At 37.8% G+C, this 24,216-nt stretch carries 15 protein-coding genes; 1 reads left to right on the forward strand and 14 read right to left on the reverse strand.

Translation table 11 applies throughout. The features are described from left to right. The 10 genes from araD to C0430_RS06110 all read right to left on the reverse strand — a co-directional run. Positions 1-623 (reverse strand): L-ribulose-5-phosphate 4-epimerase AraD (gene araD / locus C0430_RS06065; protein WP_290866641.1); only part of this gene is annotated, 623 nt, incomplete at its 3' end. A 10-nt stretch (positions 624-633) separates the two neighbouring features. After that, positions 634-2,292: a ribulokinase gene (locus C0430_RS06070; protein ID WP_290866644.1), complete on the reverse strand. Its 1,659-nt coding sequence runs from the start codon at positions 2,290-2,292 to the stop codon at positions 634-636. A 235-nt stretch (positions 2,293-2,527) separates the two neighbouring features. Beyond that, positions 2,528-3,478, reverse strand: a complete 951-nt coding sequence (locus C0430_RS06075) for a family 43 glycosylhydrolase (protein ID WP_290866647.1) — start codon at positions 3,476-3,478, stop codon at positions 2,528-2,530. A gap of 2 nt (positions 3,479-3,480) precedes the next feature. Continuing rightward, positions 3,481-4,821, reverse strand: a complete 1,341-nt coding sequence (locus C0430_RS06080) for an MFS transporter (RefSeq protein WP_290866650.1) — start codon at positions 4,819-4,821, stop codon at positions 3,481-3,483. A gap of 175 nt (positions 4,822-4,996) precedes the next feature. Further along, complete coding sequence (locus C0430_RS06085) at positions 4,997-5,989, reverse strand: arabinan endo-1,5-alpha-L-arabinosidase (RefSeq protein ID WP_290866654.1); 993 nt, start codon at positions 5,987-5,989, stop codon at positions 4,997-4,999. A gap of 10 nt (positions 5,990-5,999) precedes the next feature. Further along, complete coding sequence (locus C0430_RS06090) at positions 6,000-6,995, reverse strand: glycoside hydrolase family 43 protein (RefSeq protein WP_290866657.1); 996 nt, start codon at positions 6,993-6,995, stop codon at positions 6,000-6,002. A 115-nt stretch (positions 6,996-7,110) separates the two neighbouring features. After that, on the reverse strand, positions 7,111-8,730 hold the full coding sequence (locus tag C0430_RS06095) for an arabinan endo-1,5-alpha-L-arabinosidase (RefSeq protein ID WP_290866660.1): 1,620 nt from the start codon (positions 8,728-8,730) through the stop codon (positions 7,111-7,113). A 10-nt stretch (positions 8,731-8,740) separates the two neighbouring features. Continuing rightward, complete coding sequence (locus tag C0430_RS06100; RefSeq protein ID WP_290866663.1) at positions 8,741-10,288, reverse strand: alpha-L-arabinofuranosidase C-terminal domain-containing protein; 1,548 nt, start codon at positions 10,286-10,288, stop codon at positions 8,741-8,743. 101 nt (positions 10,289-10,389) lie between these two features. Further along, positions 10,390-11,937 carry a RagB/SusD family nutrient uptake outer membrane protein gene (locus C0430_RS06105; protein WP_290866666.1) on the reverse strand — a complete coding sequence of 516 codons (1,548 nt, stop codon included), beginning with the start codon at positions 11,935-11,937 and terminating at the stop codon, positions 10,390-10,392. A gap of 29 nt (positions 11,938-11,966) precedes the next feature. Further along, positions 11,967-15,011, reverse strand: coding sequence for a TonB-dependent receptor (locus tag C0430_RS06110; protein ID WP_290866669.1), 3,045 nt, complete (start codon positions 15,009-15,011; stop codon positions 11,967-11,969). 672 nt (positions 15,012-15,683) lie between these two features. On the opposite strand from C0430_RS06110, the gene C0430_RS06115 reads away from it, so the two are divergent. Beyond that, a complete protein-coding gene (locus tag C0430_RS06115; RefSeq protein ID WP_290866672.1) occupies positions 15,684-16,373 on the forward strand; it encodes an NUDIX domain-containing protein in 690 nt (229 codons plus the stop codon). Between the two features lie 433 nt (positions 16,374-16,806). On the opposite strand, the gene C0430_RS06120 is transcribed toward C0430_RS06115, so the two are convergent. From C0430_RS06120 to galK, 4 genes are all read right to left on the reverse strand, one after another. Then, positions 16,807-18,492, reverse strand: coding sequence for a sodium/sugar symporter (locus tag C0430_RS06120; protein WP_290866675.1), 1,686 nt, complete (start codon positions 18,490-18,492; stop codon positions 16,807-16,809). A 323-nt stretch (positions 18,493-18,815) separates the two neighbouring features. Next, positions 18,816-21,950: a glycoside hydrolase family 2 TIM barrel-domain containing protein gene (locus C0430_RS06125; protein WP_290866678.1), complete on the reverse strand. Its 3,135-nt coding sequence runs from the start codon at positions 21,948-21,950 to the stop codon at positions 18,816-18,818. After that, the gene (locus tag C0430_RS06130; protein ID WP_290866681.1) at positions 21,951-23,003 is read right to left on the reverse strand and encodes a UDP-glucose--hexose-1-phosphate uridylyltransferase; all 1,053 of its coding nucleotides are present in this window, start codon (positions 23,001-23,003) and stop codon (positions 21,951-21,953) included. Between the two features lie 3 nt (positions 23,004-23,006). Next, the gene (gene galK, locus C0430_RS06135; protein ID WP_290866942.1) at positions 23,007-24,173 is read right to left on the reverse strand and encodes a galactokinase; all 1,167 of its coding nucleotides are present in this window, start codon (positions 24,171-24,173) and stop codon (positions 23,007-23,009) included. Positions 24,174-24,216: the final 43 nt, after the last annotated feature.

Below are 24,216 nucleotides of genomic sequence, written 5' to 3' on the forward strand. Positions count from 1 at the left end.
CTTGGATTTATTTGCAAAGTCAAGTAAGCCATTTTGGCAACAACTTCTAAAACTTTACTGTTATAAACTGCTTTTGCAGCGTTTTTTCCCCAAGTAAATGGCCCGTGATTTCCTATGAGAATCATTTCGACTTCTTCGTAAGAAAGATTTTTTTCTTTGAAGCATTCCAAAATTTGAATTCCAGTATTGTGTTCGTAATTTCCTTCGATAAGTGCGTCACTCATTGGAGCAGCACAAGGAATATCAGCTGTTAAATGATCTGCATGAGTGGTTCCAAAAATTGGAATATCCAATTGAGATTGAGCCCAAGACACGGAATAAGTGGCGTGAGTGTGTGCCACTCCACCAATTTTTGGCCAGTTTTTATACAAAAAAGCATGGGTTTTCGTGTCTGATGAAGGACGCATGGTTCCTTCAATGATATTGTTGTCGAAATCCAGGATAACAATATCTTCTGGTTTCAAATCTTCGTAAGGAACACCGCTTGGTTTTATGGCAAAAACACCTTTTTCCCTGTCAACAGCGCTGACGTTTCCAAAAGTGTACACGACTAAATCCAAGGCATTTAATTGCATGTTCGCTTCGTAGCATTCTTGTTTTAAATCTTTGTATATGGAACTCATAATGTTCTTTTTATTGTTTTTGCAAAAGGCTTAATTGGTCATACGCTTTCATCAATCTCTCATATTCGGCAACCTTGTCTTTTTCGGGAAAATATTCACTTTCGAAATCACTTCCCATTTTTTTACTGGCTTCAATCACGTTTGGATAAATTCCGGCTGCAACGGCTGCATAAACTGCCGCACCAAGTGCCGGAGCCTGGTCTGAAGAGGCAACTTTAATGGGTTTATTCAAAACATTGGCCAAAGTTTGCATAATAAATGGCGACTTTCTAGCCACACCGCCAATTCCGATTACGCTGTTTATTTTTACGCCTTCTTCTTCAAAACGATCCACAATTTTCTTGGAACCAAAACAGATTGCATTGATTAATGCTTTAAAAATATGTGGTGCTTTTGTTCCCAAAGACAAATTAGAAATCGCGCTTTTCAATCCTTGGTCGGCATCTGGGGTTCTTCTTCCATTGATCCAATCCAAAGCCGTTGGAATACTTTCAGACAGCGGAATTTGCTCTGCTTGTTCGGTTATTTTTTTGATGAAATTAGCGTTGATTTCTGCTGTTAATTTTTCTTTTTGGTCATCGGATAAAATAGCCGACTTTAAAACCAAATTATCCAAAGGCCAAGAAAGTGTATCTTTAAACCAAGCCAACAAATCGCCAAAAGCAGACTGACCCGCCTCTAAACCAATATAACCCGGAATTACCGAACCATCTACTTGTCCGCAAATTCCCCGAACGGTATTTGTGCCTATAACTTCTTTTGAAGACACGATGATGTCACAGGTGGAAGTTCCCATAACCCTCACTAAAGTATGTTCGTCAATTTTGGCGCCAACTGCACCGGAATGCGCGTCAAAAGTTCCCACTGCAATCACGGTATCGGTGGTAAGTCCCAGTCTGGTAGCCCATTCTTGGCTTAAATTTCCGGCCACAATATCGGATGTGAATGTTTCGTTATACAATTTTCCGCGAAGTTGGGCCAAATACGGATCCAGTTTTTCTAAAAATGCTGAAGGTGGCAATCCGTTCCAGTCATCGTGCCACATCGCTTTATGACCAGCTGCACAACGACTTCTTTTGAACGATTTTAAATCTTTGTTGTCGATAAGCAAATACGTCATCAAATCACAATGTTCCATCCAAGTGTAAGTGGCGTTTTTAACGGATTCATCCTCACGAGCCACGTGCAATATTTTGGCCCAAAACCATTCTGATGAATAAATTCCGCCTTCATATTTAGTGAAATTTTCTCCGCCCCAATTCGCTGCAAGTTCGTTTATTTCATTGGCTTCTTTTATGGCAGTGTGATCTTTCCAAAGAACCATCATTGCATTTGGATTATTTTCAAAACCCTTTGTCAAGGCAAGTGGCGTCCCATCTTCGGTAACGGGCACGGGCGATGAACCGGTTGTGTCGATGCAAATCCCTTTTATTTGTATTGGAGCCACATTACTGCTGGCAACAACTGTTTTTATGGTTGTTTCCAATCCTTCAATATGATCCAACGGATGCTGGCGAAACTTATTTATGGAGGCATCACAAAACTCATTGTTTTTCCATCTTTTGTAATGGCAGACATCTGAAGCCAGCTCATGTCCATTTTCGGTGTCTATCAAAACGGCACGAACAGAGTCTGATCCGTAGTCTAATCCTATAACATAATTTTTCATTCCAAAATCATTTTAATATAATTACAAATATAGTATATTTATTTTATAAGTGTACATAAAACACTTAATTTAATTTGCTCAAGTCATTTTTGTCAAAATCCCAATAACTCGGAAGGATTTTGATTCAAAATGAGTATTTTTTTGAATTACAAACTGTTTGCAAATTCGCATTAGCAGATTCCTAGAGTTTTACATTTATCTTGCGTAAATGTCACTTTTGAAACCAACTTCTCTTTTATTCAAATTCAAATTTTGGTTTTCCCGTTTCGTCAAATTTAACGGCCATGACTCTTGCGTGTCTGTTGGGGTCATACAGGGGATCTCCAATTATTTCTTCATAATCCCTGGCGTGATAAATGCTCAATGGCGTAATGCCGTCCTCTGCAACCGTGAAACTGTTGTGTCCTGGTCCAAATATTTCCCTTTTATAGTCAGTTTCCAATACGGGAAATCTGGATTTTTTCCAAGAGTTTCTGTCCAGCAAATCGGAGTTTTGATCCGCCTCCATCATACCCATACAATAACATGCTCCCGTGGCACTTGCAGAAAACGTGATATAGATTTTTTCGTTATTTTTTAGGACTGCGGGTCCTTCATTTACCCAGAAATCAATTCTTTCCCAATCATAATCCGGAGTGGTAAGCATGAATTGAGCCGTTTTTAGCTTGATTGGAGATTCCATTTCGGCCAAATACAAATTGGAAGCCGCAAATTGACCTCCTGTTTTTTCGGCCCAACAGAAATATCTTTTTCCATTATTTTCAAAAACGGTACCGTCTAGGGAAAAATCGATAAATGTTTTGAAATCACCATCTGCCGCTTGCATTTGGCCGAGTTCAATCCATTCGTCTTTCAATGGATTTTGTCCTTTGCATTCCAGTACATAGGGTCTTAATTTCCAGATGTCGTCGGCTTCGCTGGCGGCAAAATAAACATACCATATTCCGTCCAAATAATGTATTTCAGGAGCCCAAACATGCTGGCTCATTGGCCCTGAATCGTGTTTTTTCCAAACATTGAATGTTTCGGCTTCTTGTAGTTCATTTAGTGATTTGGCTCTTCTTAGTTCAATCGAATCGTAGGAAGGCACGGAACCCGTAAAATAATAATACCCATCGGTGTGCTTGTAAACAAACGGGTCGGCTCGTTGTTCGACAATAAGAGAATTTTTTCTAGTTATGTCCATTTTTATATATTCAATTTCTTTTTAATCGTTTCATAATATTCGTCGGTTATTTTGTAACGAAACATCATCCCTCCCATAATTACGTGGAATACGCCCGGAATAATTGTCAACATCAGGGCAAGTCCAACCAAGGCAGTTTCATTTTGAACTCCGTCCGGATTGTATTCAAAAAAGTCCAACAAATAACCCACTGCGGCTCCAGCTACACCCATTCCTGCTTTTTGTGCAAATGAAATGCCTCCAAAAGAGAGTCCAGAAACACGTTTACCGGTTTCGGCATGACCGTAATCCACGGCTTCCGAGATGGCAGACCAAAATACGGGTGCATGCAAATCGACAACAAAGGACAGTATGAAATAAATCACGTAGGCCAAAACCATGTCGCCGGGTTTAACGGCAAAATACATCACTAAACTTATGGCACCTACTGCAAGTTGTGTCCATTTGAACAGTTTTACTTTACAGTAATGTTTGGTAATGTAGGTCGAAACAGGCATCGCCAATATTGCTGCAGTTACACCCGTTGCCATAAAGGTAGATTGCACACTGGCATCGCCTCCAAGGAAATATTTGGCATAGAAAATCGCTACCGATCCGCGAATGACATAACCTACCGTGCCAAAGAAACAAACACCGAATAAAAGTGTCCATTGACCATTTTGGAAAAGCAATTTCAATTGCTCTGATACCGGTTTTTTATCCACTTCGTGTTCCACTCGCTCTTTGGTTGTAAAAAAGCAGAATAAAAACAACAGCGTTCCCAGAAGTGCCATGATACCCATCGCCAACTGGTATCCTCTGGCCAAATCATTTTTACCCAAATTCTCGGCCAAAATTGGTACCACGATAGAAACCAGAAACGCAGCTATTTTCGCAAAGAAAAGTCGATATCCGTTTGCTGTTAGACGTTCCTTTGAGTCGCTTGTCAATACGCCAATTAATGAAATATAAGGGATTGTAACCGATGTAAACATCAGGTTTACAAAAATATAGGTAACATAAGCATAAATCAATTTACCTGTATAATCGAATTCGGGTGTTGTAAATGTCAAGAAAACAGAGAGCCCAAAAGGCACCGACAAGAAAAGGAAATAAGGTCTGTAACGTCCCCACTTTGTGGTAAATTTGTCGGTTATCAGTCCCATTAATGGATCGGCAATGGCATCTATAAATCGTACCAAAAGAAATAATAATGCCATATCTTTTGGTTTTAAACCAAAAATGTCTGTGTAAAAAAACGTGATGATAAGAAACATCGAAGAGATTACGACATTCACTGCTGCATCGCCTGATCCATACCCGATTTTTTCGAGGATGCTTAATTTTTGATTGTTGGATTTCATAAACTATTTGTAAATTTTAAAAAGGTGGACAGGTTGGTGACAATCACTTCTGCCATTAAATGGGTTTGATTATTTTATTTTCTTGAATCCAAACTATCTATTAATACTTTAAAAAAAAAGTATTGGTTTGAATGGTATTTTTAATTCTTTTAAAAGTACATGATTAATTTTAAGGCTAATCCATTGGTTGAACAGTGGGCCAAGAATCTATCCATGTAATTTCTTTGACGATTAGTTTTGGCAATGCTTTATCGCTGGCATCATAGCCGTGCATGAATGTATAATCTTTGCCATCAAAAGTAAACACGCTATTGTGCCCAACTCCATACCAGTTTTTGTTTCCTTCAATCACCAATGAGCCACCGCCTTCATTAAGTTCTACACCGTTTTTATCAACATAAGGTCCAGTTACGGATTTAGAGCGTCCTACCATTAATTTATAAGTACTTTTTTCACCTCGACAGCAATAATCCCAAGAGTTAAATTGATAATAATAATCTCCTTTTCTAAAGATAAAAGGCCCTTCTATGGCTCCGTTACCTGCCTCTGCTTCTTCTGTATCACCTTTTCTGTCTCGACTTGCAATGGCTGTCCATTCCTCCGGTTTTGCCACTTCTTTTAGGTTAACATTCAACTTTACCATTTTTAATCCACTCCAAAATGAGCCAAATGCCAAGTATGGTGTTCCCTTTTCATCAAAAATTAAATTGGGGTCAATGGCATTCCATAAATCCCTGTTGGGTACTGATTGAATGACAATGCCTTGGTCTGCCCATTTGTAATTTGCATCTGTCGGATTTAGGGTAGCGTTGGTAACCAATCCAATGGCAGAAGTATTTTTGCCAAAAGCTGAAACGGAATAATATAAATAGTAAATTCCGTTGTGAAAAGTAATATCTGGAGCCCAAATATGTCCGTTGAAACCTGGCGCAACAGTTGAAGCCCATTCTGGTGCTTTTGCAAAAACAGGAGCAGCCTGAGTCCAGTTTTTTAAATCTTTGGACGTAAAACTTGTAATTCCGGGTCCAGTACAAAATAGATAATAGGTATCTCCTTGTTTGGCAACTACAGGATCGTGTGTTATTGGTCTTTTTTGAGCCAAAGAAAAACAAGTAATCAATAGTGTCAGAAAAAAGAAAGTGGATTGTATGTATCTAGAAATATTCATATTGTTGTTTTTATTTTTGAATTCCTTCAGTTGTCATAATTACTCTTTTCATTGTGCCGTCTTCGTTGTAATGCAGTCTATCCACACAAACCGATCTTCTGAAACTGCCTCCATTGGGTTGAATGCTTCCATTGTGATAAATAAAATAGGGTACTCCCTTGAATTCAATTATGGATTGATGATTGGTGTTTGAGTTTCCTGCAATTTCATTCAAAATGCCTTTGAATTCCCATGGTCCATTGATGGATTTGCTCATGGCATAGGCAATTTTTTCCGGAAATTGGTACGCATACGATAGGTAATACCAATTCTTGTGTTTGTGAATCCAAGGAGCTTCAGTAAAATTAGGCAAGTCAATAGTTTGAATTGGACCATCAAGCTCCACCATATTTTCTTTTAGTTTGGCGTAATGGCAAACGGTGTTACCCCAAAATAAATAGGCTTGTCCATCATCATCAATCATTACGGTTGGGTCGATATCATCCCAATCGATTTTGGTTTCCTTGGTCATGTCATTGGTTATGATTGCTTTTCCAAGTGCATCTTTAAATGGTCCTATTGGACTGTCGGAAACGGCAACACCAATGGCTTTTCCGTCAATGGTTCCGTGCGAAACGGTAAGATACCAATAAAATTTTCCGTTACGCTCAATGACTTGAGCTGCCCAAGCATCGGATTTTGCCCAACTGAAATCCGTCACTTTAAGCGGTACGGGATGTTCTTGCCAATTTACCATGTCCGAGGACGAATAGACCAGCCACTCATTCATTTTATAAAAATTGAAATCGTTTGGCGCTTCATCGTGACCTGCGTAGAGATAAACTTTGTCTTTATAAACCAAAGCCGCTGGATCACCCGTGTATTTGTCTTTAATTATAGGATTGTTGATTTGCAGGGTTTGACTTGCATTTCCAACATTGGCGGAAGCCGAAATTTCATCTGGCTTCATGGTTTTGCAAGAAGAAACAAATACAAAAAGTGACGCGAATATGAGTATGTTTTTCATTTTATTTAAATTCTTTATAGTTCCTTTTGAACATTTATTTTATCCAAATGCTCCTCCTATAGACAAACAGGAAGAGCATTTTTTTTCTAACTAATCAAATATTAAAAAGAATTTATTAATTTATTTTTTTTGCCCAAACTGGTTGACCGCTCGAGGTGAATCCAGAATAGGTTATAGTAACTTTTCTAGGCGAAGCTTCCCAATCCCAAGAATCACTTACTTTACATTTGTTGCCATTTACGGTAAGGGTTTGATTGGTACTGTCATAAGACCAGGTTCCTGTAACGCCACCGCTTACTTTTTTATCAGCCGTCAAGTATATGGTAACCGATTTTTGAATGGTTTTGTACTGATAATTCATCGTGATTTGTTCCCATGAACCTATGAACGAAGCTTCGGTAATAGTTGTTTTTGGCACTGCTGCATAACGTTCGGGAGAGACTACCGGCCATCCATCTTCTGTCCATTGAATGGCGCGAACGTGTCCCATCATTAAAGCATTGGAAGCATTAATTCCCGGTACGTTTTCTGGTAAACGGGCTTGTGAAGCATAAAACCATTCTTTGGTATCTGGATTTTGAAATACGGAACAATGGGAAAATCCAACCCATCCCGTGTGACTATTAAACGAATAAGGATGCGTAAGCATTGGCCAAGCATCGGCTCCATTGGTGATATTGGCTCCATTGATGCCTAGATATGGTCCTGTGATGCTTTTAGAACGGGCAACACGAGTGTTGTAAGCTACCGATAATTCGTCATAAGCCAAGAAAAGATAGTAATACTGGGTATCTGGATTGTAAATAATCTCTGGGCCTTCAGAAGCTTGCCAACGACTGGTGGCGCTTCGAGATGCAATGCGCGTTCCGTAATCGCTCAACGTTTTTAATTGGTCTGGTTTTCCCGTGGCAGGATTCAATTTCAAGGCTGCAATTCCTGAGTGCCAAGAACCATAAATTAAATAATGTTCTCCTTCTGGCGTAACGGTAAAAGTAGGGTCGATAGCATTGAATTTAAAATAAGCATTTTCCCAATTTCTGGTTCCCGTAAAAGAATACGGTTTTAATCCATCCGGTTCTGAACAAACCACCATTCCCTTGTCTACCCATACATTGGTGGCCAAATCATCAGATTCTGCCAATCCAATAAAAGCTCTTTCTGACCAAGAATAAGTAAAATCTGTACCCGTAATTGGTTCATCTACCACAATGCAATAATACATTCGGTATTTGCTGCCCACTTTTTTGATATATGGCGCCCAATAACCGTATCTAGGGTTTGCAATTGCTGGCAAAGCTGGAACCATACGGGCTCTTTTATTGTTCAAGGAATCTTTTACCCATGCTGGAGCCGTAGTCATTGATGCTCCCATATATTCCCAATTCACAAGATCTTTAGACCTTCTGTAATGAAAATGTCCGTGTCCATCGTGTGCGTTTCCATAAGAAGCATCGGTTTGGTACATATAATAATAATCGCCACATTTTTCAACGGATGGATCGTGTACGTTAGCCAAATTCCATTGCGAATTAGAACCCCAAGCAGCGATGGATGTATAATTATCCAGATAGGTTGGCCCCGCAAATGTCGGAGTTGGCGTTGGAGTTGGCGTTGGAGTTGGCGTCGGCGTTGGTGTAGGAGAAGGATCTTCACCGGAACAACTACTAATGGTAACCGATACCAGAAAAGTTGTCGCCATCAAAACCACAGCTGAAAAGAATGTTGCTTTTTTCATTTTTATCTATTTACTTGGCTTCTAGAACCACTACAGAAAATGCAGGAATAGTTATTTCTAATTTTCCTTTTTTAATTTCAAATCCTTTGAATACGGCAGGTTGAATTTTTGTTGGATTATCAAATGTATTGTGGTCTTGCAATGTTTTTGAAGCGATTATGGTTCCGGAAACATTTTTAATACCCAGTTCTTTTATGTCAATTTCGATCTTGTTTTCTTTTTTGGAGTCAATATTTACTAATGAAATATGAGTTAAACCTTTAGCATCTTTTGAAGCCGAAATATTTATGGCAGGTAAATTTTTGCCATTGAGTGTATATGAAGGTGACTCAAATGAAAGGGGTATTAATGTGGCATCTTGATGCACGTTATACATTTTCATTACGTGATAAGTTGGTGTCAACAACATTTTTGTTTTATCGGTAAGAATTACCGCTTGTAATACATTGACGCATTGGGCCAAATTGGCCATACGAACTCTATCTGCATGATTGTTGAAAATATTTAAGGTAGTTCCTGCCAAGACAGCATCTCTCATCGTGTTTTGTTGGTATAAAAAGCCAGGATTACTGCCTTTTTCAACTTCGTACCAACCGCCCCATTCATCTACTACCAAGGCTACTTTTTTATTTGGATCATACTTGTCCATAATGGCGGAATGTTTTGTGACCAATTCCTCCATTTTTAATGCTTCTGTCATGGTCCTGAAATAAATGTCTTCGGTAAAATCGACACCATCTCCTTTTTTGTTCCAATCAATTACGGAATAATGATGCAAAGCCACACCACCCAGCATATTTCCCGGGATATTTTTCATCAAGGTTTCCGTCCAGTTATAATCACCGCTATTTGCTCCAGAAGCCACACGCATCAAACCTCCGGTGTTGGTCCAATCAGACATAAAGGTAGCGTATTTTCGGTATTCGCCAGCATAGTAATCGGCTGTCATGTTACCGCCACAACCCCAAGCTTCGTTTCCAACGCCCCAAATTTTTACTTTCCATGGTTCTTTTCTACCATTTTTAATACGTAAATCACTCATTGGACTTTTTCCTTCAAAATTTACGTATTGCACCCAGTCTGCCAATTCTTGTACTGTTCCGCTGCCTATGTTTCCGGCCAAATAAGGTTCTGTACCCAATACTTCACACAGGTTTAAGAAATCGTGCGTTCCAAAACTATTGTCTTCGGTAACGCCTCCCCACCATTGGTTTACAATTGTTGGTCGCTCTTCTTTTGGACCAATACCATCTTTCCAATGATATGTGTCCGCAAAACAACCACCCGGCCATCTCAAATTTGGAATTTTCAATTCTTTAAGCGCTCCAATAATATCGTTGCGTACCCCATTTGTGTTAGGTATTTTTGAAGTGTCACCCACAAAAAAACCACCATAAATGGAGCGGCCTAAATGCTCGGCAAAATGTCCGTAGATGTTTTTATTTATTATTGTTGCACTTTGGTCTTTTTTTACGGCAACTACCGTAGTCGCTTTTTGCGAAAAAACACTTTGGCCACAAAATATATAAACTGATAGTATTAATAATGCTTTTTTCATGTTGTGTTTAAGTTATAGCATCATAAGGTAAGCTTTTATCGCTTACCAAATGATACTAACAATTCTAATTAATTCTATTACTAATTCAACCAAATTTTATATTAATAACCACTATTTTGAATTGTGCCTGGATTGTTGTCCATTTCTAATTGTGGGATTGGGAAGAATTCTCTTCCTGCTGTATAAGAGTTAAATTCAACATCTCTTGATTTTAACCATGCCAATTTTGCAGGATCTTGCAACCATCCCCATCTGCGAATATCATCAAAACGGTGTCCTTCCAATGGGAATTCCAAAAATCTTTCGTGTCCAATTTGTTCTCTCATTTGAGCTTGTGTCAAACCTGGTTTTGCTGTGGCTAAATTAGGCAAACCAACTCTGTCTCTTACTTTTTGAATGTAAGTGTAAGCGCCCGGTGTATCTCCTGTTTCGTTTAAACATTCTGCATACATCAACAATACATCAGCATAACGCAACAAACGCTCGTTTATTCCTGAACGCCAGTCAAATTCATTAGCATAAGCTCCGTCAGAATTTTGGTATTTTCTGCAAAATAAATCATTCAAATCTCCTGCGTTACCTGCATAAAATGTGGCGAAATCTTTTCCGTAAAGTTGCATTCCTCCGGGTTTGTTATAAAACATCGTGGCATCTAAACGTGGATCTACTGTATTTGCCACCGTTTTTTCTTCTTGGAATTCATTGAACAAAGCCCAAGTAGGTTGCACGTCTGTCCATCCAAAAGCTCTTGGTCCATAAGTGATGGCTCTTGCTGATGTTTTTCCCCAACCTGAAGCGGGAGCTCCACCCCAACCTAAGTCAACACCACCGGCACTTCTGCTGAATTGCACTTCGAATAATGATTCCGAATTGTTTTCGTTCGTGTCTGTAAAGTTGTCACGATAATTAGACACCAAAGAGTAAACTCCCAAATCGATTACTTGTTTGAATGTAATTTTTGCATTTGGAAAATCTCTGGTAAACAAATATGCTTTTCCTAAATATCCTAGAGCTGCTCCTTTTGTGGCGCGTCCTTTATCATTAATGTCAGTGTGGGAAACAGGAAGCAATTCAGCTGCAGCTTTGAAATCTGCAATAACTTGAGCCCAACCTTCGGCTTCTGTTTTTTGTGGATAGAAAGCGGCGATTTGTGTAGGCAACGGTACGTTTTTAAACATGTTTACTGCATGAAACAAATACAATCCTCTTAAAAAGCGAGCTTCTCCCAAGATTCTGTTTTTTAGTGCGGCATCAGTAAATGTAATGTCCGGCACGTTTTCAAGTACTTGATTGGCACGGTAAATACCTTGATAATAGGTTTCGTATGCCCAACCATAAATGGCGGCATCGGATACATTTGAATTAAAACGACCCACATTGTACATAGCGCCCCAAGGACTATTACTACGTGTATCATCTCCTTTTAAGTCCAACAATAACGGAGTGCTTCGCATATAAGTCCCGTCAGTAAGTAAACTTCCATAGACTGCGTTTACACCTTCTATGGCGTCTTGTTCAGTTTTCCAAAAGGAATCCACAGCATCATTGTTTGGGTCAACTTGAACTAAATCTTCGTCGTTAACACAACTTGTTGTTATGATAGCCAGTGAAAAGAAACCAGCTAAATAATTATATATTTTATATTTCATCTTGATTCGATTTTTATGGTTTGCTAATTTTAAAAATTTACTTCAAGTCCTAAAGAAACAGTTCTAGGATTTGGAAATGAGCCTCCATCATATCCTCTGGAGAATAATCCGTCGTTGCTGTTGAAATCTGGATCTGTACCGATGTATTTGGTAATAGTCCAAAGGTTTTGTCCATTAACAAACACTTTTGCTTTTTGGATAACACTATTTGTTGGCACTGGAATTTCATATCCAATTTCCAGAGTTTGCAATTTTAAGTAGTTACCGCTTTCAATAAAACGATTAGAGTCTCTTCCGTTGCCATTAGGGTCACCAATGATTGGACGAGGCACGTCAGTATTAGTGTTGGTAGGTGTCCAGTAATTTAGCATATCAGTATGGTGATTACCGTATTGACCTGACATTAAGTTGCGATAGATGCTGTTGAACACTTTGTTTCCTCCGGCACCTTGCCAAAACATTGAGAAATCCCAGTTTTTGTATGAAGCGCTAAAGTTGAGACCATAATTGTATTTAGGTATGGTGTTTCCTTGATAGGTTCTGTCCAAATCGCTAATCATGCCGTCACCGTTGATGTCTTTGAATCTAATATCTCCCACTCCTGCATTGGTTTGGGTTGGAGCTGCAGCAATTTCGGCAGCATTTTGAAAAATTCCGTCTGTTACATAAGCATAAATTTCACCCATCGATCTTCCTACTTCTGTTTTTGAAGCTGCACCGTAGATTGGATTTCCGTTAAGACCAATTTGTTTTACTTCGTTTTTCAAAGTACCTAAATTAGCAGAAATGCTGTACTTGAATTCGTTTTTATTGTTGTTGTAGGTTGTAGAAAATTCAAATCCAGTGTTTTTCATTGCTCCTGCATTTGTTCTGATACTTGCAGGGAAAGCACCTGTAGAAAATGGTAATGGAACATCAACTAATAAATTAGTGGAATTTTTTATAAAATACTCCGCTGTAAATTGCAAGTCATTGTCAAACAATCCCAATTCAACTGCGACATCGCTTGTTTTTACATCCTCCCATTTCACATTTGGGTCTAAAGAAGCAACTACGGTTGTACCTGGAGCCAAGGCATTGTTGAAATCGTATCCGGCAAAACTGTTGATGGTTGTGGCGAAGAAATATGGTGCAATTGTATTGTTCCCTAATTTACCATAACTAGCTCTCAATTTTACATTGCTTACCCATCCTGGCAAATGAATGAATTTTTCGTTGCTCAATTTCCAGGCACCCGAGAATGAGTAGTTGTTTGCAGCATTGTTTATTTCGCTAAAACGAGATGTTTTGTCTTGTCTAAAATTAGCTTGCAACAAATAACGATCATCGTATGAATAATTGATACGGCTTATGTATGATTTACCAGTTATGGTCGAATTGCCTTCTCCTGTACTGGTGTCATCAGCATATTGCAACATACTAATTTCACCATAATCATAGCCCACGCCTCTTGACCAGTGATTGTAAGAATCGCTGCGCTCTTGAACCAAACCAGCCAAAACATCAAATTTATGTTTGTCGATATCCAATGAGTAAGTCAAAATGTTGTTGAAGATGGTTTTGTCTATGCTTCCAGTTGACACGTCTAAAGAGGCTTCTTCTTTGGTTGTAATATAATACCATCCCAGATCACTTTGAGGAACGTATTTTCTGTTTTCATAATCCAAACGGTCAAAGCTGGCATCGATTTTATATTTCAAACCTTTTACAATTTCGATTTCTCCCCAGATATCGCCAATAAAACGATTTCTTTGTCCGTTGTTTTCGATTAAATTGTTGAATCCAATAACGTTAAGAGATATGGCTCTTTGTGTCAAGTTAGTTGTACCACCGTAACCTCCTAATCTATTGGCATCATAAACCGGCATTGTAGGTACTGCACCAATTAAAGCCCCAATGGCAGTTTCTCCCACATAACTATTGAAGTTTTCTTTGTCAGATTGTGTATATCCTAATTTTGCACCGTATTTGAAAATTCCTTTTTTACCATTCAAATTCATGTTCATGGACAATCTTTCATAATCCTGAGGAGATTTGATATAACTAGTGTTATTGAAATAGTCCAAATTCATGTTGTAGGCCATGGTTTCGGCACCGCCATTAAAGGACAAGGAATGATTTTTGACAATTCCAGTTTCATACGCCTCATCTTGCCAATTAGTATCTACATTAGTAATGTAACTGCTGCTTGTTGGGTCATTACCCGGAGCAATTGTTAAACCGGCATTTTTTTCGGCAGCACTCGTAATGGTTTGATACCCCACTCTATCAGTTACATCCCATTTTTTAGCCACGTTTTGAAAACCAACAAGCGATTTGTATTTTACGTCAAGTTTGCCTAATTTTCCTTTTTTGGTAGTAATAATTACAACCCCGTTGGCACCACGAACACCATAAATGGCTGCGGATGAAGCATCTTTCAATACTTGCATAGACTCAACGTCACCTGGTGCAAAATCAAATGGATCTTCTACAATCATTCCGTCAATTACAAAAAGAGGAGCGCCACCACCAAAAGAGTTGTTTCCCCTGATTTTGATGTTTACAAAACCTCCTGGTTCTCCAGAAGACTGTACTGTAACACCAGCTGCTTGGCCTTGAATCATTTTGGCAATATCATAGGATATTGCTTTTTTGGCTGATTCCATGTTTACGACACTTACAGCTCCTGAAAGGTCTGATTTCTTTTGTGTTCCGTATCCAATTACAACTACTTCGTCTAGTTTATTAACATCTTCCTTTAAACTTACTTTAATATTATTTTGGTTGGCCACAGTAACTTGTTGATTGGCAAAACCTATGTAAGAGAAAACTAAAACAGCATCAGGAGAGGCTTGGATTGAAAATTTTCCTTCAAAGTCTGTATTTGCCGTTTTTGAAGTTCCTTTGACTACAATGTTTACCCCTGGCAATGGTAATGCATCTGTTGCAGAAACAACTACTCCCGTGATAATTTTTTCGTTCTGGGCTGATACGCTAAATGTAGCCATTAGCATAACTACTAAAGCCAATAGCCATTCTCTTTTTGGCAATAAAAAATTGCTGTAAAGAAATAATCGATGGTTTGTTCTCATTCTTGTTTTGTTTTGGTTAATTAATAAGTGTGTATTTTACATTTGTAAATATAATTAAAAATAAAGCACAATTAAAAATTAATTTGATAAAAAACCCAATAAAAAAAAACGCATAAACCCAAAAACCATTCAAAAAATGTGTTTTAAGCACTTGTATTTGGTAAAAAAACGTTTTCGTAAATTACAAGCTTCTGATTTACAATGTTTTAAAAAATTAATAAACAAAATACACACTAAAATGTTAAAATTACACTTATTTTATTTTATGAAAGAATAATATTATAAAAATTTAAAGTCCAATGACTAAAACCTAATTAAAATATCAAAAATGTCTGACAGATTAAATTAAATATTGAAGGTTGCCTGCTTCTCTTTTGACAAAAAAAGAGGAGATTTTCATTTTTGGCTCTATGAATCTAACAATGGAAAAAGAGTGAGGATTAAAAAAAAAGTATTTGTCAAAATAAAATCAAGGGGAAAATGTGGAACAAATAAAAAGATTACTACTCCCAATTTCGAAATTTAACTACTTGAATTGTAACAAAATCGTCTTTTCGGGGTACAATAATAACCAAATGTGAAGCATTATAATAATGAGTGTAAATACTACATTAATAAATTATGAAACTCTTGTGGAAGTTCCTATATTTACACCAAATAAATTAATTTAGAATGTTAAATAGTTATAGTACTGCAGATAAAGTTTTATTGGCTGTAGATTGCATAATTTTTGGTTTTGACAACGAAGGTTTAAAAATACTTTTAATAAAAAGGGATTTTGAGCCTGAAAAAGGCAAATTATCATTGATTGGAGGATTCCTTAAAAAAGAAGAAGTACTGAATAGTGCTGCCATCAGAATATTAAATAGCTATACTGGTCTTCAGGATATATATATGGAACAACTTTACGCTTTCAGTGAAGTGGATCGTGACCCGGTTGAAAGAACCATATCTGTTGCGTATTATGCCTTGATTAATATTGAAAACCACAACGAAGATTTAATCCAGAATTACCAAGCTAAATGGTATAGCGTTTCCAGTGTGCCTAAATTAATTTTTGACCACGACAAAATGGTTGTACATGCCATCAGAAGATTGCGATACAGAACTTCCATAAAACCAATTGGATTTGAACTTTTGCCCGAAAAATTCACAATGTTGCAATTACAAAAATTATACGAATCAATTTTAAGCAAAGAATTGGACAAGAGAAATTTTATCAGCAAGATTAATTCTTTGGATATTCTTATAAAATTAGACGAGAAAGACATGATGTCTTCCAGAAAAGGTTCCTATCTTTATAGGTTTGATAAAGATAAATATGAAGAAAAATTATTGAATAATTTTGTGTTGAATTTGTAACAGCCTATTCACCATTCAACATTTATTACACAAGAAGTAATTCAATTTAACTCTTGAATTCTTGTACAAGCTGCTGATGATATTTATGTGTTTCCTGCATCAACCAAGTATTTGAAACACGAATCAATCCCTGCATTCGATTTATTTTTTCCATTCAGACTTCATTAAATAGGCAATATAAAGTCCAAGTCGATTGTATTCAAATAATTACAAAAAAACTATAAGTAATTTGTGCACTTTTCCATAAAGGTGCCTTTTGCCTCTCTATTTTGGGACGGGATAACCATAAAAAAAGGAAGCCTCATAAAATTTGAGACTTCCTTTTTTAATAAATCATGATTTCAGAATCCAATAGAATACCAACTCCTTAACTGTAAAATTTATTTAAAGCAGTTTGACTTGGCACAAAATTCAATGTTGATTAATCGCACGTTTACCAGAACTTGGCGTACAAAGCAAAAATGATCAACAAGGTGATTACAATCATTACTGTGGTTTGAGGTTTGATTTTAAACATTTCAGTGTCCAATTCGAATGCTTTTGGATTCACTTTTGGTCCAGCAAAACTGACTCCAATCATCAACAACATCGTAAAGAAAAATGACAATCCCATACAAATATGGAATGGTATTTCGAATCCACCTTTTCCGTTAGGCCAAGCCGTGTACAATAAAGTTTCGTTTCCTAATATTGCTGGCGCAAATTCATTAAAGAAAACCGACAATACAAAACCGGCAATCACACCAACAATTGCAGCTGTTCCAGTAGTTCTTTTCCAGAACATCCCAAGGATAAACATGGCAAATACACCTGGACTAATAAAACCAGTATATTTTTGGATATAAGTAAATCCTCCTACACCACCAATTCCAAGTAAATCATTCCAAGTAAACAGAACGGCAAGAAGCATCGCTGCAAAAACGGCATATCTTCCGATGTTTACCTGAGCTCTGTCGGTAGCTCCTTTTTGAATGTATTTTTTGTGTACGTCAAGCGTATAAATTGTCGAAATACTGTTTACTTTTCCCGCCAAGGAAGCTACAATGGCTGCGGTCAATGCCGCCACGGACAATCCTTTTAAACCTGTTGGCAAGAAAGTCAATACAGCTGAATAAGCTCCGTCTTTTCCTCCTACCAATTGCGGTAAATGTCCATTTTCGTATAAAACAAAAGCTGCAATACCTGGCAACATTACGATAACAGGCATTAATAATTTCAAGAATCCTGCAAACAAAATACCGGTTCTGGCCGTTTGCAAATCAGCACCCAAAGCTCTTTGGGTAATGTATTGGTTACAACCCCAATAGTTCAAATTGATGATCCAAATACCTGCCAAATAAGACAACATTCCAGGGAAAGTAAGGTATTTGTTAATCTCCAATTGCGACGAATCTGCTGTAGGTCTTGGAATAATCATTTTGAAATGTTCCGGTGCTTTTTCCATCAATACTTTGAAACCGGCGATGGCATCCTGGCCAACACCAAAATATTGTCCAACAGTTGTCAAAGCGATATAAGTGGTAACCAAACCTCCAATAATTAAAACCGCAACCTGGATAACGTCTGTATAAGCCACCACTTTCATTCCTCCAAGAGAAATTAGCAACGCAAAAACAGCCAAACCAATCATAATAACGTGAAGGTATTCACCACCAGCTAAACCGTTAATGGCAACAGCTCCCAAATATAAAATAGAAGTCAAGTTCACGAAAACATATAAAAACAACCAAAAAACAGCCATAATCAAAGCCGTAGATTCATTGTATCTTGTTTTCAAAAACTGTGGCATCGTGTAAATCTTGTTTTTCAAATAAACAGGAATAAACCAAATGGCAATAATAATCAAAGTAATGGCAGCAACCCATTCGTAAGCCGCTACGGCAACTCCCAAAAAGAATCCTTCACCACTCATTCCTATAAATTGCTCAGCCGAAATATTGGAAGCAATCAATGAAGCGCCAATAGCCCACCAAGTTAGGGTTCCCTCGGCCAAAAAATAGGCTTTAGCGTCGTGTTCGTTTTTTTCTCGTTTTCGATAAATAATATATCCATACACGGATACCACTATAAAATAGATGATAAATACTGCATAATCTGCAAAAGCAAGGTTCTGGCCCATAGGTAATTTGGTTATTTAGGAATTAATATAAAATGAATAATTATGTTTTGTTTTTATCGATTATTTAAGCCTCTATTAGTTACACAAAAAAATGAAGTGAAACTATGCAATTTCATTATAGGACTCGACATTAAATGTGATATGTGTTTTTATTTTTTATTTTTTTTATGAATTATGAAAGCCAAATGTAAAATAAAAATATTTATTTACATCATTTACAAATGTGTTTTTTACATTTATTATTTTGTTGCAAGTTAAATCGTAAAAAAAGAATCCAAAAACATGTCCATTTATGGCTGGTTTACATAAAATATACTTATTCCTTATTTAGGCTTGATAACAAAACCATAAGTATATTCTTTGTCTTTCAGCAAATAAGATTCGTGCGGCAGCGCTCCCCAACTGTTGTCGCCACCAACGCCTCTTTGGGCTAAATCTACGCAAACCACTACTTCATTGCGCGGCGTAATATCATTGGTATGTCGGTATTTTTTGGTCAAACCTGGATCAAAATCTTCAGGATAATTATTTAAAACGCTTACTCCCAAGGGCTGTAATCCTTCAATTTCAATTCCATTGCCCTGCTTATTTGTAAGCGACAACCAGCGAACATCTGTCTTATAACCGTTTTCTTGTGGTCGCGAATAAGGAACGTATTGACTCTCTACCTTACTATGATAAATTCCTTTCAGTGAAGAGGTATTCCTATCTTGATAATTTTCCCACGGACCTCTTCCGTAATAACTGAAATTGTCCAAATCTTTTTTCAGGCTGAACAGCATCCCTAAGCGAGGCATTTCAGACAAAGCAATTTCTCCTGCTTTGAATGAATTCAACAAAGTCAAACTTCCATCAGAACCTAAGGTATAACTAATCGTATAGGTCGAAGCGACATCTTTCAGGTAAAGATTAGCCACTACGGTTGTCTTTCCTGATTCCTCTTTCACGGCAATAGATATTAGAGAAGTATTATATCTTCCCACGGTTCTCCAAACATTACTTATCAAGTGCATGTTGTTTCCAAAATCATTATCAGTTGGTGCTCGCCAAAAATTAGGAACCGGCATCAAATTAAAATAACTTTCGCCCTTGGCTTTATATTGTTGCATCAAACCAGTTCTTTTACTGATTGACACTTCAACGCCAGCTGCCGTGAGTGTTATAAAATCTTTCGTTTCACCAACTATAGGTTTTGCACCAGAATCGCTAGATTTTACAAAATAGTTACTTTCTCCAATAGAAAATTGTTCTCTGGCAACTTCAAAATTTTGAGGCAAAACTTCGTTACCCTCTTTGGTATAAGCAAAAATATTCAGTAAATATTCTACACCATTTTCAGTAGACAATTTTGGCAATTCAAGCTGAACTTGTTTTTTGGATTGTGGAGCAAGGCTCAAATTAATAGTGCCAGATTTAACAACCAATCCATTTTTTAAAACTTCGTATTTGAAAAGATATTTATCCAAATTGGTATAGCCAAATCCATTTTCTACCTGAATGAGTCCTTTTCTTAAATCAACAGCTGAAAATAAAATATCCTGATACACTTTTTTTACTTCAAAAGCCCCTGGATGAGGCGTGCGATCGGGCCAAACCAATCCATTATGACAGAAATTTTCATCATTGGTATAATTTTGACTTCCCATATCGCCTCCGTAAGACCAATATTTTCGGCCTACTTCATCGGTCATTTCAAATCCTTGATCTACCCAATCCCAGATGAACCCACCTTGCATATTGGGACTGCTGCGAATAATATCCCAATATTCTTGAAAATTACCATTGCTGTTTCCCATCGCGTGTGAGTATTCACACATAATAAACGGACGTTTTACATCCTTGCGTTTGGCATAATCCTTCATATAATTAATACCGGGATACATCGGGCAAACCACATCGGTATTTTCTGTTTCACCTGCTTGCTCAAATTGAACCAAACGCGAATTATCCCTCTTTTTTATCCATTTATAAGCCTCTTGAAAAACGGGGCCATTGCCACATTCATTTCCCAAAGACCATAAAATAACTGAAGGTTGGTTTTTGTCACGCTCCACCAAGCTATAAATTCGATCCAAATGAGCCGCTTCCCATTCCGGAAGATAAGCAGGATGTTTCGTTTTGTCGAACCCACCTTGTAATTCTGCTCCCATTCCGTGGGATTCTATATTGGCTTCATCCACAAGGAACAAGCCATATTTGTTGCACAGTTTTACCCACATCAAATTGTTTGGATAATGACTACAGCGTACGGCATTGATGTTCAGCTGCTTCATTGTTTTGATGTCTTTCAACATCGTTTCCACATCTTGGTAATGGCCAGTTTTAGGATTGTGTTCGTGAATATTGACACCGTGAACCATAATTCGGATTCCGTTAACCAACAATTGTCCGTTTTTCAATTCTACTTTTCTAAAACCAATTGGAGTAGAAACCGTTTCAATGAACTTTCCGTTTTCATCTTTTAGTTTGAGCAATAAAATATATAAATAAGGTGTTTCATTACTCCATAATTTAGGTGCGGCAACATTTTGTTTAAACGCAACCGATTGGTCAGCATTGGCTCCTAAACTGATTTTTAAAGTTTTCGTAAAAATTTCTTTGCCGGTAGCATCCACTAATTTAGCTTCTATCGTTTGGTTGTTTTTCGAAACCGTGTTCAGGTTTTTGAGTTTAACATCAACCGACAAACTTCCGTTTTTATAGAAAGCATCAAGATCAGGACGTGCAAAAAAATCGGCAATACGCACATTTTCGGTGCTATAAAGATAAACAGCTCTGTCAATACCTGACAATCGCCAAAAATCCTGATCTTCCAAGTAAGAACCATCGCTCCAACGATACACCTCAACGGCAACCCTGTTTTTACCAGCTTTTACATACTTGGTAATATCAAATTCTGTTGGACTTTTTGTATTTTCACTATAGCCCACTTTTTCTCCGTTAATCCAAATGTACATCGCCGAAGTTCCTGCTTCAAAATGGAGATAAACGCGACGCCCATTCCAATTCTGAGGTAATTCGAAAGTACGTAAATAGGAACCCACAGGATTATCGGCGTGGTCAATAAATGGCGGATTTTTAACAAAAGGATACGTTATGTTCGTGTAAATAGGAATTCCATAGCCTTGCAGCTCCCAGTTGGAAGGCACCGAAATTTCTTTCCAATTGGTGGTATTAAAATCTGTTTTAAAAAAATCTTTTGGTCTTTCATCGGGGGTAGGTGACCAATTAAATTTCCAATTTCCATCCAAAGTCAAAAACCAAGGCGACCGAGTATAATCATCTGCAATGGCAGACGCATCGTCGGCATAAGGTAAAAATGCTGCTCTAGCAGATTCTCTATTAATTTGAAATATTGCCGGATTTTCCCAATCGTTAGTTTTTGATTTTTCTTGGGCTTTAATAATCCCCATAGAAAATACAGAAAAAAAACTAGCTAAAATAACTACTATCTTCATTTACAGCTTGTTTTTGTAATGAACATCCGATTGCGCCCTCAAGACTTCCGCACTTTTTTCGGGCGTGATGTCTCTTTGGGATTCGCCCATCATTTCGTAACCCACCATAAATTTTTTCACGGTAGCCGAACGCAACAACGGCGGATAAAAATGCATGTGAAAATGCCATTCCGGATGCGATTCCCCATCGGTTGGCGATTGATGGATTCCTGAAGAATATGGGAACGAAGTTTCAAAAACATTGTCATATTTTGTCGTCAATTGTTTTAATGTCAACGCAAAATCACTCACCTCGGCTTCCGTGAAATCGGTAATTTTGTTCACGTTTCTTTTGCTGACAATCATTGTTTCGAATGGCCAAATCGCCCAAAAAGGTACCAAGGCCACAAAATGCTCGTTTTCGACAACAATACGTTCTTGCAATTTTAATTCTTGCTGCACGTAATCTTGCAAAAGCGTTCTATTGTGCTTGTCATAATAAGCTTTCAGGTTGGTTTGAGTTTTCTCCACTTCTGTTGGCAATGACGATTGCGCCCAAATTTGCCCGTGTGGATGCGGATTGCTGCATCCCATCACACTTCCTTTATTTTCGAAAATTTGCACGTGATTGATGTAATTCACGTTGCCTAAATCCGTGTATTCTTTTTGCCAAGTATGCACGATGTTTTCAATTCCGGCAACTTCCATTTGTGGCAAAGTCAAATCGTGTCTTGGCGAAAAGCAAACCACTCTTGAAATTCCTCTTTCGGGTTTTGCCTTGAAAAAAGTGTCTTTTATATCCTCTTCAAAAGCAATTTCTTCCTGTTTCAAAGCGGCAAAATCATTTTCGAAAACAAAAGCGTTTTCATAAGGTGGATTTTTTTCTCCATTGGCACGAACATTTCCTGGACACAAATAACAAGTCGGGTCATATTCCGGCAAAGCATTGGAAGCCACGGTCTCGTTTTGTCCTTGCCACGGACGTTTGGCACGATGGGGTGAAACCAAAACCCATTCGTTGATTAACGGATTGTAACGTCTGTGCGGATCTTCGTTGATATCAAAATTTTTCATTTTTTAAGCGGTATAAAGTGATGTTCCATTTGATATTTTAACATCATAAATTTTTAATTCTATTCCAAAAGTTTCCTTGTAAAGAGCAGAAAGTGATTTTTTGATTCGGTCTTCATTCCCTTTTTTGATTAGGTTGATGGTGCAACCACCAAAACCGCCTCCCATCATTCGAGAACCAACCACGGCTTCGTCCTTTTTGAGCGTATCCACAATCATATCCAATTCGGCGCAACTTACTTCGTAATCCTGCGACAAACCTTCATGTGTTTCGAACATCAATTTACCCAAAGTAGCAATATCACCATTATCCAAAGCTTCGCAGGCCAATATCACGCGTTTGATTTCTTTCACCGCAAAAAGGCTTCGCTTGAACACTTCCTTGCTCATTTTGTCTTTCAAACTCATCACTTGGTTTTCGGTGCAATCCCTAAAACTGGTAATTTTTGGATAATTTTTCATGATCGTGGCGATTCCTTCCTCGCATTGCTGTCTTCTTTCGTTATAAGCCGAAGTCATCAAGGAATGTTTCACGTTCGAATCGAACAAAATCAAGGAATATCCGCTGAAATTGGCATTATGGTATTCATATTCCAATGTTCGGCAATCAATTTTAATCACTTTGTCTTCTTTTCCCATCACGCTCGAAAACTGGTCCATGATACCACAATTGATGCCCACCCAATGTTCGGCACTTTGTCCCATCAAGGCTATATCGACCGGTTTAATATTCAAGTCGAAAAGTTCCTTGATGCCAAACAAAAATCCACACTCCAAGGCCGCCGATGAAGACAAACCGGAACCTACGGGAATATTGCTGCTAAAAACACAATTGAAACCTTCGAATGCAAATCCTTTTAGTTTCAATTGGTTGATAACGCCACGAAGATAATTGGTCCAAACATTGTCCGTGAGCTGGATTTCGGCATTCAAATCGATTTCAAATGCATCATCAAGGTCAATGGCAATAATTTTTGAAGTATTGGTATGGTTCTTTTCGAATGCAAAACAAATAATTTTGTCGATTGCGGCCGGCAAAACATAACCATCGTTGTAATCGACATGTTCGCCAATAATGTTTATTCTTCCAGGAGAAAGCACTATTTTTTGAGGTTTAGAGCCAAAAGATTCCTGAAAAAAGCCCGTCGTTTTATGTATTAAAATATCATTCATCATTTTGAAATTATGTTGTTCCATTACTTATTTGGATGTTGCG

The sequence above is a fragment of the Flavobacterium sp. genome, from assembly GCF_013823965.1.
GTDB lineage: Bacteria > Bacteroidota > Bacteroidia > Flavobacteriales > Flavobacteriaceae > Flavobacterium.